General features: G+C 67.2%; 10 protein-coding genes. 7 read left to right on the forward strand and 3 right to left on the reverse strand.

Annotated features, from left to right (window positions below):
* Positions 1-202 precede the first annotated feature (202 nt).
* Both CDN38_RS23030 and CDN38_RS23035 read left to right on the forward strand, forming a co-directional pair.
* Positions 203-676 carry an LppP/LprE family lipoprotein gene (locus CDN38_RS23030; protein WP_075510371.1) on the forward strand — a complete coding sequence of 158 codons (474 nt, stop codon included), beginning with the start codon at positions 203-205 and terminating at the stop codon, positions 674-676.
* Positions 677-893: 217 nt separating this feature from the next.
* Positions 894-2,432 carry a nitrate/nitrite transporter gene (locus CDN38_RS23035; protein WP_075510357.1) on the forward strand — a complete coding sequence of 513 codons (1,539 nt, stop codon included), beginning with the start codon at positions 894-896 and terminating at the stop codon, positions 2,430-2,432.
* Positions 2,433-2,434: 2 nt separating this feature from the next.
* Here CDN38_RS23035 and CDN38_RS23040 read toward each other — a convergent pair whose 3' ends face one another.
* Complete coding sequence (locus CDN38_RS23040) at positions 2,435-4,378, reverse strand: acyl-CoA dehydrogenase family protein (RefSeq protein WP_075510358.1); 1,944 nt, start codon at positions 4,376-4,378, stop codon at positions 2,435-2,437.
* Positions 4,379-4,484: 106 nt separating this feature from the next.
* Here CDN38_RS23040 and CDN38_RS23045 point away from each other — a divergent pair, with 106 nt between their 5' ends.
* Positions 4,485-5,231 (forward strand): VIT1/CCC1 transporter family protein, encoded by a 747-nt coding sequence (locus CDN38_RS23045; RefSeq protein ID WP_075510359.1) that lies wholly within the window; start codon positions 4,485-4,487, stop codon positions 5,229-5,231.
* Positions 5,232-5,244: 13 nt separating this feature from the next.
* Here the strand turns inward: CDN38_RS23045 and CDN38_RS23050 are convergent, their stop codons facing one another.
* Together CDN38_RS23050 and CDN38_RS23055 are read right to left on the reverse strand one after the other, a co-directional pair.
* On the reverse strand, positions 5,245-7,635 hold the full coding sequence (locus tag CDN38_RS23050) for an ABC transporter permease (RefSeq protein ID WP_075510372.1): 2,391 nt from the start codon (positions 7,633-7,635) through the stop codon (positions 5,245-5,247).
* 148 nt (positions 7,636-7,783) lie between these two features.
* Entirely contained in the window at positions 7,784-8,269 is a 486-nt protein-coding gene (locus CDN38_RS23055; RefSeq protein WP_075510360.1) for a MarR family winged helix-turn-helix transcriptional regulator, read from the reverse strand.
* 203 nt (positions 8,270-8,472) lie between these two features.
* Here CDN38_RS23055 and CDN38_RS23060 point away from each other — a divergent pair, with 203 nt between their 5' ends.
* The 4 genes from CDN38_RS23060 (at position 8,473) to CDN38_RS23075 (ending at position 13,745) form a co-directional block, all read left to right on the forward strand.
* Entirely contained in the window at positions 8,473-10,449 is a 1,977-nt protein-coding gene (locus tag CDN38_RS23060) for an ABC transporter ATP-binding protein (protein ID WP_201258270.1), read from the forward strand.
* Positions 10,446-11,306 (forward strand): energy-coupling factor transporter transmembrane component T family protein, encoded by an 861-nt coding sequence (locus CDN38_RS23065; protein WP_075510362.1) that lies wholly within the window; start codon positions 10,446-10,448, stop codon positions 11,304-11,306. Before CDN38_RS23060 ends, CDN38_RS23065 begins: the two co-directional genes overlap by 4 nt.
* A gap of 100 nt (positions 11,307-11,406) precedes the next feature.
* Entirely contained in the window at positions 11,407-12,876 is a 1,470-nt protein-coding gene (locus tag CDN38_RS23070; RefSeq protein ID WP_075510363.1) for an amino acid permease, read from the forward strand.
* Complete coding sequence (locus CDN38_RS23075) at positions 12,873-13,745, forward strand: universal stress protein (protein WP_075510364.1); 873 nt, start codon at positions 12,873-12,875, stop codon at positions 13,743-13,745. Before CDN38_RS23070 ends, CDN38_RS23075 begins: the two co-directional genes overlap by 4 nt.
* The last annotated feature ends 151 nt before the right edge of the window (positions 13,746-13,896 follow it).

Below are 13,896 nucleotides of genomic sequence, written 5' to 3' on the forward strand. Positions count from 1 at the left end.
CTGCGGCGACGCCCGTCGGGGCGGTGCAGCTGCAGTTTTGACGAAACTTGGGGAACATTGACAGTTTTCGCCAAGCTCCCGGACCGGATCTGAGGAGATCCCAAGAGGTTTGCCCACAGAGATTTACCTGGTACTGCACAGATTTCGCTAAGCTCGCGAGGTGCGTCGTCGGCCGGCTGTGATCCGTCTGTGCCTGGGTGTGATGCTGGGGATCGCCGGGATTGCCGGGGCTGCCGGTTGCGCGGGGAAATCGTCGACACCGCCGTCTCCGCCGCCGGATACCTGCAAGCAATCCGATGGCCCGGCGGCCGACACGGTGCGACAGTCCATTGCCGCTGTTCCGATCGAGGTGCCGGGCTCCAGCTGGGTGGAAATCGCGCGGGGGCACACCAGGAAATGCCGCCTGTACTGGGTGCAGATCATCCCTACCATCGCCTCCGAGTCGACTCCGCAGCAGTTGCTGTTCTTCGACCGCAACACCCCATTGGGTTCGCCGACCCCCGATCCGAAGCCCTACATCACGGTGCTGCCTCCCGGTGATGACACCGTGACGGTCCAGTACCGGTGGCGAGTCGGCGGTGATCCCGAATGCTGTCCCAGCGGTATGGGCACGGTGCGATTTCAGATCGGACCTGACGGCAAACTGAAAGCACTGGGGCCGATACCGCACTCGTAGCGACCTGTAGTGGCCAGTGGCTTTGACGCACAGGCCGGTTCCGGTGACATCACCAATCGGTCACGGTGGGTGCCTACAGGTGTTATCCAGCTGTTCTTCAGCAGATTCAGGCTGCCCACAACGTGCCGCGCGACTGCAAGTTTGGCACTCTGGGAGTTCGTTGTTGTTTCCCGGCGGGAAGCAACGTGGCCGGGGCTAAGGATGGCTAAGGAGAGTGATGGAACAGCAGATGCTGCTGCAACGCGAGGAGTCGCTGAGCAATTCCGGCCACGCTCAGCACAATTCGGGCACTTCAGCAAGGCGCAGGAGCAGCTCTCGGCATATTTCGCATTGGGACGCCGAGGATGTGGCGGCATGGGAAGCCGGCAACAAGGTCATCGCCCGGCGCAATCTGTTCTGGTCGGTGGTCACCGTGCATCTGGGCTACTCCGTGTGGACTCTGTGGCCGGTGCTGGTGTTGTTCATGCCGCAGAGCGTCTACGGTTTCTCTGCGGGCGACAAATTCTTGCTCGACACCGTCGCAACCCTGGTGGGGGCGTGCGCGCGGCTGCCCTACTCGCTGGCCACGACGATCTTCGGCGGTCGCAACTGGGCGATTTTCTCAGTGACCGCGCTGCTGGTCCCCACCATCGGCACGTTGGTGCTGTTGACTCATCCGGGGCTGCCGTTGTGGCCGTATCTGGTGTGTGCGGCGCTGACCGGGCTGGGCGGCGGTAATTTCGCGGCGTCGATGAGCAACGCCAACGCGTTCTACCCGCATCGGCTGAAAGGCTCGGCGCTCGGCATTGCCGGCGGCGTGGGAAATCTCGGGGTGCCGGCCATCCAGTTGGTCGGGCTGCTGATCATTGCCGTGTTCGGGGACGGAAAGCCGTACCTGGTGTGTGGGCTCTACGCGGTGCTGCTGGTCGGTGGGGCCATCGGGGTGACGCTGTTCATGAACAACGTCGAGCAACACCGGGTGAAAGCCAACCGGCTGCGCCCGATCATCTCCGCGGTGCTGTCCATTCGCGACACCTGGTTGCTGGCACTGCTCTACCTGGGCACCTTCGGCTCGTTCATCGGGTTTTCGTTCGCGTTTGCGCAGGTGCTGCAGACCAACTTCGTGGCAGCCGGTCAAAGCGCCGCGCAGGCCGCGTTGCACGCCGCCGAACTGGCTTTCCTGGGACCGCTGTTGGCGGCGCTGGCCCGGGTCTACGGCGGGCGGCTGGCCGACCGGCTCGGCGGCAGCCGCCTGACCCTGGTGGTTTTTGTCGCCATGGCGCTGGTTGCCGGGCTGCTGATCGGCGCCGGCAGCCTGGAAGACCGGCACGCTGGCCCCATGCGAGGAGCCAGCATGGCCGGTTACTTCGTCTGCTTCATCGCGTTGTTCATCCTGGCCGGGTTGGGCAACGGGTCCGTGTACAAGATGATCCCGACGATCTTCGAGGCATGCAGCCGCGAGCTGCATCTCGGCTCGGATCTCAGCGAAGCCGAGCGCCGGGACTGGTCGAGGCTGATCTCCGGGGTGGCCATCGGGCTGGTGGCGTCCTTGGGTGCGTTCGGAGGGGTCGGAATCAACCTGGCGTTGCGTGAGTCCTACGTGGCCACCGGCGCCGCGACCGACGCGTTCTGGATCTTCTTGGTGTTCTATGCCGGTGCGGCCGCCCTGACCTGGAAGGTCTACGTTCGCCGGCCGGTGGGATACCCTCCGGCTCTGCCGCCGGCCGCTGTCGAGCTCGTGGCGCAGCCGGCCGCCGTCGAGTTGGTGGGTCGCTGAGCTCAGTCGGGTAGGTTCTCCGGATGCAACATCTCGGCGTAGCGCAACGGTTCGGGGATCCCGAAGCCGTCCACCAATGTCTTGGCGTGAGGGCGTAGCACCCGGCACCGGTCGTTGATGCCGCGGGTAACCGCCTTGGCGCGTTCCGTCGACAGGAACCGGTGCTCGATGTACCAGGCCTTGTCGTCCTCGATCACCGACAAGGCGTACAAATCGCACACCGCCTCGAGCACGTCGCGGGCCTCGCGGTCCGGGCAGGATTCGATCCCGGCGACGAACGCCTCCAGCACCACCCGGTCGATGTGCGCCTGCGCGGCGTGCAGCACGTGATCCTGGACCGCGTTGAAGGCGTCGAACGCCGACATCTCATTGGATTTGCTCTGCAGCCGGCGCGCGACGGAGGACAGCAGATACTCCTCGCGGTCCTCGAGCATCGTGACCTGGGTGCCGCGGTTGAACAGGCTGCCCTCTTCTTCGTTGTCCTGCCGGGCGTCCACGACCGTCTGGATGATGGTCTCGGCCGCGGTGCGTTTCATCACCCGCTGACCCACGGTGTTCGCCGCGAAGCGCACCCACTCCACCGGGCTCATGCTGCGGATGTCGTCGGCGTAGGCGGTCAGCAGCTCCTTGGCCACCAGCTGGGTCAGCACGTGGTTGTCACCCTCGAAGGTGGTGAACACGTCGGTGTCCGCGCGCAGTGCGATCAGGCGGTTCTCGGCCATGTAACCGGCCCCGCCGCAGGCCTCCCGGGCCTCCTGGATGGCGCGGCTGGCGTGCCAGGTGTTGGCGGCCTTCAGACCGGCGGCGCGTGCTTCCAGCTCCCGCTGCTCCTCGGCGTCCGGGTCGTCCGCCGTTTGCAAATCATGACACGTGGACACCAGCTCGTTCTGGGCGAACTGCAGCGCATACGACCGCGCGATCAGCGGGAACAACCGCCGCTGGTGCACCAGGTAGTCCATGATCAGAACTTCGCTGTCGTCGTCGTCGGGTGCGCTGAATTGCCTGCGCTGCAATGCATACCGGGTAGCGATGTCCAACGCGACGCGGGCGGCCGCTGCCGCGCTGCCGCCGACCGTCACCCGGCCGCGGATCAGTGTGCCGATCATGGTGAAGAAGCGGCGGCTGGCGTTTTCGATCGGCGAGCTGTAGGTGCCGTCGGGTGCGACGTCACCGTACTTGTTCAGCAGATTCACCCGCGGAATACGGACGTGGTCGAACATGATGCGGCCGTTGTCGACGCCGGGCAGGCCACCTTTGTAGAGGCAGTCCGACGTCGTCACCCCCGGCAGGTCGTTGCCCTCGTCGTCGCGGATCGGGACCAGGAAGCAGTGCACCCCGTGGTTGACCTGCCCGCCGTTTCCGGTGGTGATCAGCTGCGCGAAAACCGCTGCCAGGCGCGCGGTTTCGGCCGCCCCGCCGATGTAGTCCTTGCGCGCCGTCGGGGTGGGGGAGTCGATGACGAACTCTTCGGTCTCGACGTCGTAGGTGGCGGTGGTCTCCAGCGACTGCACGTCGCTGCCGTGCCCGGTCTCGGTCATCGCGAAGCAGCCGCGGATGTCGAGGTTGATGATCTTGGGAACGTACTCCTCGTGATGGCGCTGGGTGCCCAGGTTCTCGACGGCACCGCCGAACAGGCCCCACTGCACTCCGGCCTTGACCATCAGGGACAGATCCGACATGGCCAGCATCTCGATCATCGTGATCGCCGCGCCCACGTTGCCGGTGCCGCCATGCTCCTTGCGGAAGCTGTCCTCGGCGGCGCCCGCGGCGGCCAACAACCGCATCTGCTCGGCCACCTTCGCGCGGGCGATGACGGTGTTGGGTGTGTAGTGCGGACGGAAGACCTCCAGGTTCAGCTTCTTGCGCATGTCGTTCTTCACGTCGCGGAAGCGCCCGTCGAGGGCGTTGCGCAGATGTTCGGCAGTGTTGGTCATGTCCGGCGCCATACCCGAACCGTAACCCCGTCAACCACGGTGTGGGCAAGACACGGTATCGGTGTCCGAATGCGGAAGGCACATATGTCGTTTCGCGCCGGTGGGTTTAGATAGCGCAATGGCGAATCCTGAACCCGGGTCACAACCGGGCGACTCGGGTCAATCCGGCGAACCGGCCTTCGACGTCGGGCACTCGCACTCCGACGTCAGCGGCGGCTGGTTGCGGGCAGCCGCTTTCGGCGCGATGGACGGCCTGGTCAGCAACACCAGCCTGATCGCCGGGGTGGCCGCGGCCGAAAGCGTCCACGCCACCATCGTCAGCGGTATCGCCGGGTTGCTGGCCGGCGCGTTCTCCATGGCGTTGGGCGAATACACGTCAGTGACCACGGCCAACGAGCAGATCGACTCCGAAGTCCATCTCGAGCGTCGGGCCCTGCGCTCGCGTCCGCACGACGAACGGGCCGAATTGGTGGCGATGTTGCGGGAACTGGGTATGACCGCCGAAACCGCGGAGATCGCCACCGACGAAATTCACCGCGACGAAAACCAGGCGGTCAACTTTCACCTGGTGCGCGAGATCGGTGTCGATCCGGCCGCCAAGCCGTCGGCGCGGGTGGCAGCCGGGTCGTCGTTCGCGATGTTCGCCATCGGTGCGCTGCTGCCGCTGATCCCCTACCTGCTCGGCTTTGGGTCGTTGGTCGCCGGGCTGGCATGCGGCGGGGCCGGGCTGCTGGTCGCCGGCGGCCTGACCGCCCGGTTCACCAGCAAAGCGGTGTGGTGGGCGGCGTCGCGGCAGCTGCTCTTCGGCGCCGCCGCCGTGGCAGCCACCTATCTGGTGGGATTGCTGATCGCGGCCGTGCTGTGAGCGGCCCGCGACGTCATGATCGGATACGCAGGCTGCGACCGGGCGGACGCAGCCGGAACAACACGAAACCAGCCCACAACGCGCCAAAGATGACCAGCATGGCCATGTCGAAGGCCCACCAGCCGGTGTAGTGCGTCCACACCCCGTTGTGGGCCGCCGGCGGGTCGACCCGCCGCAGATCAACGGTGGAGGCGGCTGCGGCGAAGCCCCAGTGGGCGGGAATCAGCCAGGAGATCTGGTCGAATCCCCAGGTGCCTACCAGCGGCAGCAGCCCGCCGCCGAAGAGCGCGGACGCCAGGATCACCGGCACCGCCAGCGGCAGAACCTCCCGCTGCGACCTGCCCAGCGTCGACAGCGCCAGACCGACGATCGCCGAGATGACCGCCGTGGCCGCCACGCTCACATAGAGCTCCACAGTGGCATTGCGCAGCAGGACCGCATCGTGGACGGGCGGACCTTTGCCGGCGACGACGACGGCGGTGAGGATGGCGGCCTGGATCGCCGCGACCAGGCCGAACACCGTGATCTTGGCGACCAGATAGGCCGGCGTCGACAACCCGACAGACTGCTCGCGGCGTAACATCTTCCGCTCGCCGACCAGATCGCCGATCGTCAGCAGGATGCCCATCAGCACCGCGGCGAGGTTCATCGCGGCCAGGATCTCGGTGGCCTCGTGCGGGTTGGGCGCCGACCGGCCCGCACGGTCGAACCCGGAATCTCCGGGAATCAGCAGCGTCAAGCCGCCCAACACAAACGGCAGTAGCAACATGCAGAGGAAGGACACCCGCCTGGCGATGAACAGGCGGACCTGACGACGAATCGCCAACCCGAGCTGCTGGACGGTAGGGAGCTTGGCGGGCGGCCGGCCGGGAGCCGCCACCGCCGGCACTGCCGGCGGCACCTGCTGGCGGTTCAGGAACGCCTGATGCGCACTGCCGGGATCGGCACGCACCTGCGCGAAAACCTCGGACCAGTCGGTAGTGCCCCTCGCCGGTTCCAGCCGCACCGGCGGCCCGGCAAAGGCCAAGGCGCCCGCCGGGGTGAGCAGCAACACCTGGTCGCACAGGTTCAGATGAGCAAGCGACGTCGTCGCCACCACAACGACGCAGCCGAGGTCGGCCTGCCGGCGCAGCATCGCCATGACGTGGCTTTCCTGCGCCGGATCGAGCCCGGCGTTCGGTTCGTCGACTACCAGCAGCGACGGCCTGAAGACGAGTTCGGTCGCCATCGACGCGCACCGGCGCACCTCGGGCGCAAGCTTGGCCACCCGCTTCTTGCGATGCGGCGTCAGTTCGAGTTCGTCGAGAACATGGTCCACCACCCGGTCGCGGGTCTCGGGAGTGGTATCGGGCGGCAGCCGCAACTCTGCTGCATACCCCAGCGCCCGTTCGACCGTGAGGCAGCCGGGTACAGCATCCTCGCGCGGCACCACCCCGATGCGCGATCTCACCCATTCGGGCTCGGCCTGCACGTCGTGGCCGTCCACGGTCAGCACACCGGAACCGAGCGGCCGCAGGCCCGCAAGCAGCTCGATCAAGGCGGTGGTGCGGTTCTCCGACGGCCCGACGACCGCGATCAACCAACCCGGGCGTGCGGTGAACGAGATGTCAGAAAGCAATTCGCGCCCGTCGACGGTCAATCCCAATCGATATGCCGCCACGCCGACCGTGCGCGCGCCGGGTTTCAGCGGCAGCCGGCTGGTTGCCGGCCCCTCCTCCGCGGACCCGGCGTCGGGTCGAGCCGCGAGCAGCTTTCGGGTGGCGTCGGTCATCCGCTCGACCAGGCCGCGTCCCTCGGGCTGCTCAGCCGCCGGCGCGGGCTGCTCGCCCGCCGGCGCGGGCTGGTCAGCCGGTGGCGGGTGCCCGGCCTCCGGCGTCGGCGGCGTTCCCTGTGGTGTCAATCGGATGGGCTTGGTAGTCCTGCCGAATGTCGGGGCTGCGGGGATTCGCTGAGTCGCCGACTCCGCGACGATGCGCTGTGCTACCGGCTGGGCGGGTTCGGGGTGGGTGATCGACTTGGCCGGCATCCGCTGCGTGGGTTGCTCCGTCGGTTTCATGCGCCACTGGCCGGTAGGCGGCGGGGTCGGCCGATGCGCCTGCGGCGGATCGGCCGATGCCGTCAGCGCTGCCGCGGGTGCGGCGAGCTGGAAGGTAAGCCGGGGTCCCCGGCGGGGGTCACCGATCGCGATCGTCTGGCCGTCGCGGATGTCGACCGTCGACAGCCGGGCGCCGTCGACGAAAATGCCGTTGCCGCTGCCGTCCATTGCCACCCAATGGGTGCCCTGGAACCGCAGCACCACATCCGGGGCGGAGCGGCCACCGGGACCGGGGTGGTCCAGGCGGATGTCGCAGTGCTCGCCGGGCCCCGCCAGCACGTCCCGGCCCGGGGCAAAGACGTACCGCATCGATCCGAACCAGACGGTCAACGGCGGGGCGTTCGGTATCAAGATGCGGCCGCCACCTTTCGTCACCGAATGTCGTCACCGCAGCGACGATCGACTTTGACTGAGTACCCGGCGGACGGGTCTATCTATCCAGGATGCACCGCGACGGTTACAAGGTGTTGCGGCCCGGGGTGGCTGCCGCGTTGTCGAGCAGCCGGCGCAGCACCTCGACGGCCTCAGCCAACACCTGCCGGTCCGCCGGTCCCAGCCGGGCCAGTTGCGGTTCGATCGCGGCAGCACGGTCGGCCCGCACGGCGGCCAGCGTGCGCTGCCCGTCCGGTGTGATCCGAATGCGGACCGCGCGGGCATCGCCGGGGTCGACCGTCCGGGTCACCAGCCCGGCCTCTTCGAGGCGTCGTACCTGGGTGGTCATCGTCGGTTGGGAACAGTGATCCACCGCGGCGAGGTCGCCAATGCGGGCTTCGCCCTTGGCTTCGATGGTTGCCAGCAGCCGGGCCTGCGCCGACGGCAGCGGCATCTGGATGCGTTGGGTCGCCAGCCGGTTGAGTCGCGCGACCACGCCCAGCAAATCGGCGCCGAGGCCCTGATGGGGCACCGCGGTACCGGCGTGGTCGGTGGCGGCGGATGAACTCATGGCCCCATCGTTGCATAGCTTTGCTATGTGAGACCAATCGTGGGCGCTGGCAAGCCAATCCGGCGGGCGGCTGTGTGCTGCCGCCGCATGCGGCTTCACCTGGCAGAATCGGTGAGGTGACTGTGCCGGCCCCCGTTGCTTCGCGACATCCGCGACATCGACGCGGGCCGCTGCAACCGGTGGAACTGGCCCAGGCATCGGTGATGGCCGCGCTGTGCGCGGTGACCGCGATCATCTCGGTCGTCGTTCCGTTCGCCGCGGGACTGGCACTGCTGGGCACCGTGCCCACCGGGCTGTTGGCCTACCGCTTCCGGCTGCGCGTGCTGATTGCCGCGACGGTTGCCGCCGGGGTGATCGCCTTCCTGATCGCCGGAATGGGCGGCTTCATGGGAGTGGTCCACAGCGCCTACATCGGTGGCTTGACCGGAATTGTCAAACGCCGGGGCCGGGGCACGCCGACGGTCATCGTGTCATCGCTGATCGCCGGGTTGGCCTTCGGCGCGGCGATGGTCGGAATGCTGGCGGCTCTGACCCGGCTGCGGCACCTGATTTTCGACGTGATGACCGCAAACGTGGAGGGCCTTGCGTCCTTTATGATCCGGATCCATCTGCAGGGCGCTGCCGCCGACCTGAAGCGATACTTCGCCGACGGGCTGCAGTACTGGCCATGGGTGCTGCTGGGCTACTTCACACTCGGGATCGTGATCGTGTCGCTGATCGGTTGGTGGGCACTGTCGCGGCTGTTGGAGCGGATGCGCGGAATTCCCGATGTGCACAAGCTGGATGCTCCGGCCGGTGATGCAACGGATCCGATAGGGCCGGTTCCGGTGCGATTGGACAATGTCCGGTTTCGCTATCCCGGTGCCGCCCAAGACGCGTTGCGTGAGGTCAGCCTGGCTGTGCGGGTCGGTGAACACGTGGCGATCACCGGCGCCAATGGTTCCGGCAAGACCACGCTGATGCTGGTACTCGCGGGTCGGCAACCGACGTCGGGCACGGTGCAGCGTCCGGGCGCGGTGGGTCTGGGCAAGCTGCGCGGCACGGCGGTGGTTTTGCAGCACCCGGAAAGCCAGGTGCTGGGCACCCGGGTCGCCGACGACGTGGTGTGGGGCCTGCCGCCGGGCACCAGGATCGACGTCGCCCGGTTGCTCACCGAAGTCGGCCTGGACGGGCTAGCCGAACGTGACACCGGCAGCCTGTCCGGTGGTGAGTTGCAGCGGCTAGCACTGGCGGCGGCGTTGGCCAGAGAACCGGCGCTGCTGATCGCCGACGAGGTCACCACGATGGTCGACCAGCAAGGCCGCGATGCGCTGCTGGGCGTGTTGTCCGGCCTGACGAAACATCACCGCACTGCGCTGGTACACATCACGCACTACAACAACGAGGCCGATTCGGCCGACCGGACGATCAACCTCAGCGACTCTCCCGACAACGCCGACATGGTCGAGACGGCAGATGTTCCGGCGCCAGCCGTCGCCGTGGGTGACCTCGGGCACAAACCGGCGCTCGAACTGATCGGCGTCGGACACGAATACGCCAGGGGCACACCGTGGGCCAAGACCGCGTTGCGGGACGTCAGCTTCGTGGTGGAACAGGGCGACGGGGTGCTGATCCACGGCGGCAACGGCTCGGGCAAGTCCACGCTGGCGTGGATCATGGCCGGGCTGACGGTTCCCACCACCGGGGATTGCCTGCTCGACGGCCGGCCCACCCACGAGCAGGTCGGCGCGGTGGCGTTGTCATTCCAAGCGGCCCGGCTGCAGCTGATGCGCAGCCGGGTGGACCTGGAAGTCGCCTCCGCGGCGGGCTTTTCGCCCCGCGATCACGACCGGGTGGCTGCCGCGCTGCGTGTCGTCGGGCTGGATCCCGCGCTGGCCGGGCGCAGCATCGATCAGCTCAGCGGTGGCCAGATGCGCCGGGTGGTGCTGGCCGGGTTGCTGGCATGCTCACCGCGGGCGTTGATCCTCGACGAGCCGCTGGCGGGTTTGGATGCCGCCAGCCAACGCGGTTTGCTGCGGCTGCTGGAAGACCTGCGCCGCGAGCAGGGTCTGACGGTGGTGGTCATTTCGCATGATTTCGCCGGGATGGAAGAGCTTTGCCCGCGGACCCTGCATCTACGCAACGGCGCCATGGAGCCGGCGTCGACGAGCGCCGCGGGCGGGACGGGGAGCATGTCATGACGCTGTCGGCAGCCGCCGCCTCCGACGCGGCGGGACGCGGCGCCCGGCGCCCCACCCGACCGGTTGTCCTACTAGTTCCGGTACCGGCCAGCTCGGTCATCCACGACTTGTGGGCCGGCACGAAACTGCTGGTGGTCTTCGGCATTTCGGTGCTGCTCACGTTCTATCCGGGATGGGTGACGATCGGGCTGATGGCGGCGCTGGTGCTCACGGCGGCCAGGCTCGCGCATATCCCGCGCGGCGCGGTGCCGTCGGTACCTCGCTGGTTATGGGTGGTTCTGGCCATCGGCGGCATTACGGCCGCGCTGGCCGGCGGCACCCCGTCGATCGCGGTGGCCGGAGTGGAGCTCGAACTGGGTGGCGCGTTGAACTTCCTGCGGATCACCGCGCTGTCGATCGTGCTGCTAGCGTTGGGTGCGATGGTTTCCTGGACCACCAACGTCGCCGAGATCGGGCCCGCGCTGGCGAGTTTGGGCCGGCCGTTGCGACTGTTGCGGATCCCGGTCGACGAATGGGCGGTCACCCTGGCGCTGGCGCTTCGCGCGTTCCCGATGCTGATCGACGAATTCCAGGTGCTCTACGCCGCCCGGCGGCTGCGGCCCAAACGGATACCGCGCAGCCGCAAGGCCCGGCGGCAGCGGCACACTACCGAAGTGATCGACCTACTCGCGGCTGCCATCACCGTGACGTTGCGACGCGCAGACGAGATGGGCGATGCTATCACCGCCCGTGGCGGCACCGGCCAGCTGTCGGCCTACCCGGCGCGACCCAAATTCACCGACTGGACGGCCCTGATGATCACCGCCGTGACCGGCGGCGCAGCGGTGGCGATCGAGACGCTGCTGCGGGTCACCTGAGCGGCGGTTCGACGCGGATCGGCCCGGCCATTCAGCGGTTCGCTGCCCTATTGCGGCACGCCGGGTTCATAATCAGCCTGGTCCAGCACCAGGAGGGCATTTGCCGGCAACTTCGGCCAGTCTGAGAGAGCAGATGCTGCGGCGCCGCCCGGTGGTCGGCGCCGCCGTCGCGGCGGGGGCCGACGGGGGCCTCAAGCGCAGCATCGGCACCTTTCAGCTGACCATGTTCGGGGTCGGATCGACGATCGGCACCGGGATCTTCTTCGTGTTGTCCGAGGCCGTGCCTCAGGCAGGACCGGGCGTGATCGTCTCCTTCGTCATCGCCGGTATCGCCGCCGGCCTCGCGGCCATCTGCTACGCCGAATTGGCATCGGCGGTACCGGTTTCGGGTTCGTCGTATTCGTATGCCTACGCCACCCTGGGCGAGGTGGCGGCAATCTGCGTGGCAGCCTGCCTGCTGCTGGAATACGGCGTGGCCACTGCCGCTGTCGCGGTCGGCTGGAGCGGTTACGTCAACAAGCTGCTGCACAACGTGTTCGGATTCCATCTGCCGAGCGCGTTGTCGGAGGCGCCGTGGGATCCGCAGCCCGGCGAACCCCACGGATACGTGAACCTTCCGGCTGTCATCCTCATCGGGCTGTGCGCGTTGCTGCTGATCCGGGGCGCCAGTGAGTCGGCGAAGGTCAACGCGATCATGGTGCTGATCAAGCTCGGCGTGCTGGGCATGTTCGTGGTCCTGGCGTTGACGGCCTGCAGCGCCGATCACTTCAGGCACTTCGCCCCGTTCGGCGTTACCGGAATCGGCGCGGCGGCCGGCACCATCTTTTTCTCCTTCATCGGGCTCGACGCCGTGTCCACCGCCGGCGAGGAAGTAAACAACCCGCAGCAAAGTCTGCCGCGGGCATTGATGGCGGCGCTGGTTGTCGTCACCGGCGTCTACGTGCTTGTCGCATTCGCCGCGTTGGGCACCCAGCCATGGCAGCTTTTCGAAGGCCAGGAAGAGGCCGGGCTGGCCACAATCCTGGACAATGTCACCCACGGCACGTGGGCCAGCACCATTCTGGCGGCCGGAGCGGTGATCTCGATTTTCACCGTCACACTGGTCACGTTGTACGGCCAGACCCGCATCCTGTTCGCGATGGGTCGTGACGGGCTGCTGCCGGCACGGTTCGCCGCAGTGAATCTGCGCACCCAGACTCCGGTGAGAAACACCGTGATCGTCGCGATTGCCGCGTCGGTCCTGGCCGCTGTCGTGCCGCTGGACCGCTTGGCGGACATGGTGTCCATCGGCACGCTCACCGCATTCATCGTGGTGTCGGTCGGGGTGATCATCCTGCGGGTGCGTGAACCCGAGCTGCCGCGCGGGTTTTGGGTCCCCGGTTACCCGGTGACCCCTGTCCTTTCGGTGCTGGCCTGCGGGTACCTGCTCTACAGCCTGCACTGGTACACCTGGATTGCGTTCACCGCCTGGGTTGCGGCCGCGCTGCTGTTCTACCTCTTCTGGGCTCGCCACCACAGCGCGCTCAATAACCGTGCACTGCTTGCGGATCCACCTGCGGAGGAGCTGTGAGCGTCGTCGTCGGGTACCTGGCCGGCCGGGTTGGTCCGTCGGCGCTGCAGCTGGCCGTGCGAGTGGCGCGGACGCTGAACACGTCACTGACGGTGGCGACCATCGTCCCGAAGCCGTGGCTACCGGGATCGCTCACCCAGCCGGATTACGAGCGGTGGGCCGATGAGCTGGCTGCTGACTCTGCGGCGGAGGCTCAGCTTTGCCTCCGCAGCGTGGCCGACGGCGTCGAGGTCAGCTATCTCCATCACCAACACCGGTCGGTATCGGGCGGATTGATCGAGGTGGTCGAGGAAGTCCACGCCGAAATGCTGGTGCTGGGCTCGTTCCCGAACGGGCGACGGGCGCGGGTATTGATCGGCTCGACCGCCGATTGGCTGCTGCATTCGTCGCCGGTGCCGGTGGCGATCAGCCCCCGCCAGTACGACTCCCACACCGGACGGCTGACCAGGCTCACCTGCGGTTACTCGGCGGCGCCGGATTCGGCCGGGGTGGTGAGGCGGTGCTCCGAGCTGGCCCGGCGATACGGGCTGCCGTTGCGGGTGATCACGTTTGCGGTTCGCGGCCGAACGATGTATCCACCCGAGGTGGGCCTGCACGCCGAGTCGTCGGTGCTGGAGGCATGGGCCGCGCAGGCCCAAGAAATGCTGGAAAGGCTCAAGACCGACGGAGTCGTCGGCAAAGACGTTGTACTGCAAGTGATTACCGGAAACGGGTGGCAGCACGCGCTGGAGCGCACCGACTGGCAGGACGGTGAGATTTTGGCGTTGGGCACCTCACCGCGCGGCGATATCGCCAGGGTCTTTCTCGGCTCCCGCAGCGGCAAGATCATCCGCCACAGTCCGGTACCGGTATTGGTGCTGCCCGGCTAGACGGTGCTGATCAGCGCTGGGCGCAGTCCTGGACCAAGCGATCACATCTTTAAGAGCCTGTTCGTAAACGGGTGTGACTGTAGTGGCAGATGATAGCGATGTGATAACGATTGCGTGTCATGTGAGGGCGTGAGGCGGGGCTCGCGGTTGC

Origin of the sequence: Mycobacterium ostraviense (genome assembly GCF_002705925.1) — a bacterium.
Lineage (GTDB): Bacteria > Actinomycetota > Actinomycetes > Mycobacteriales > Mycobacteriaceae > Mycobacterium > Mycobacterium ostraviense.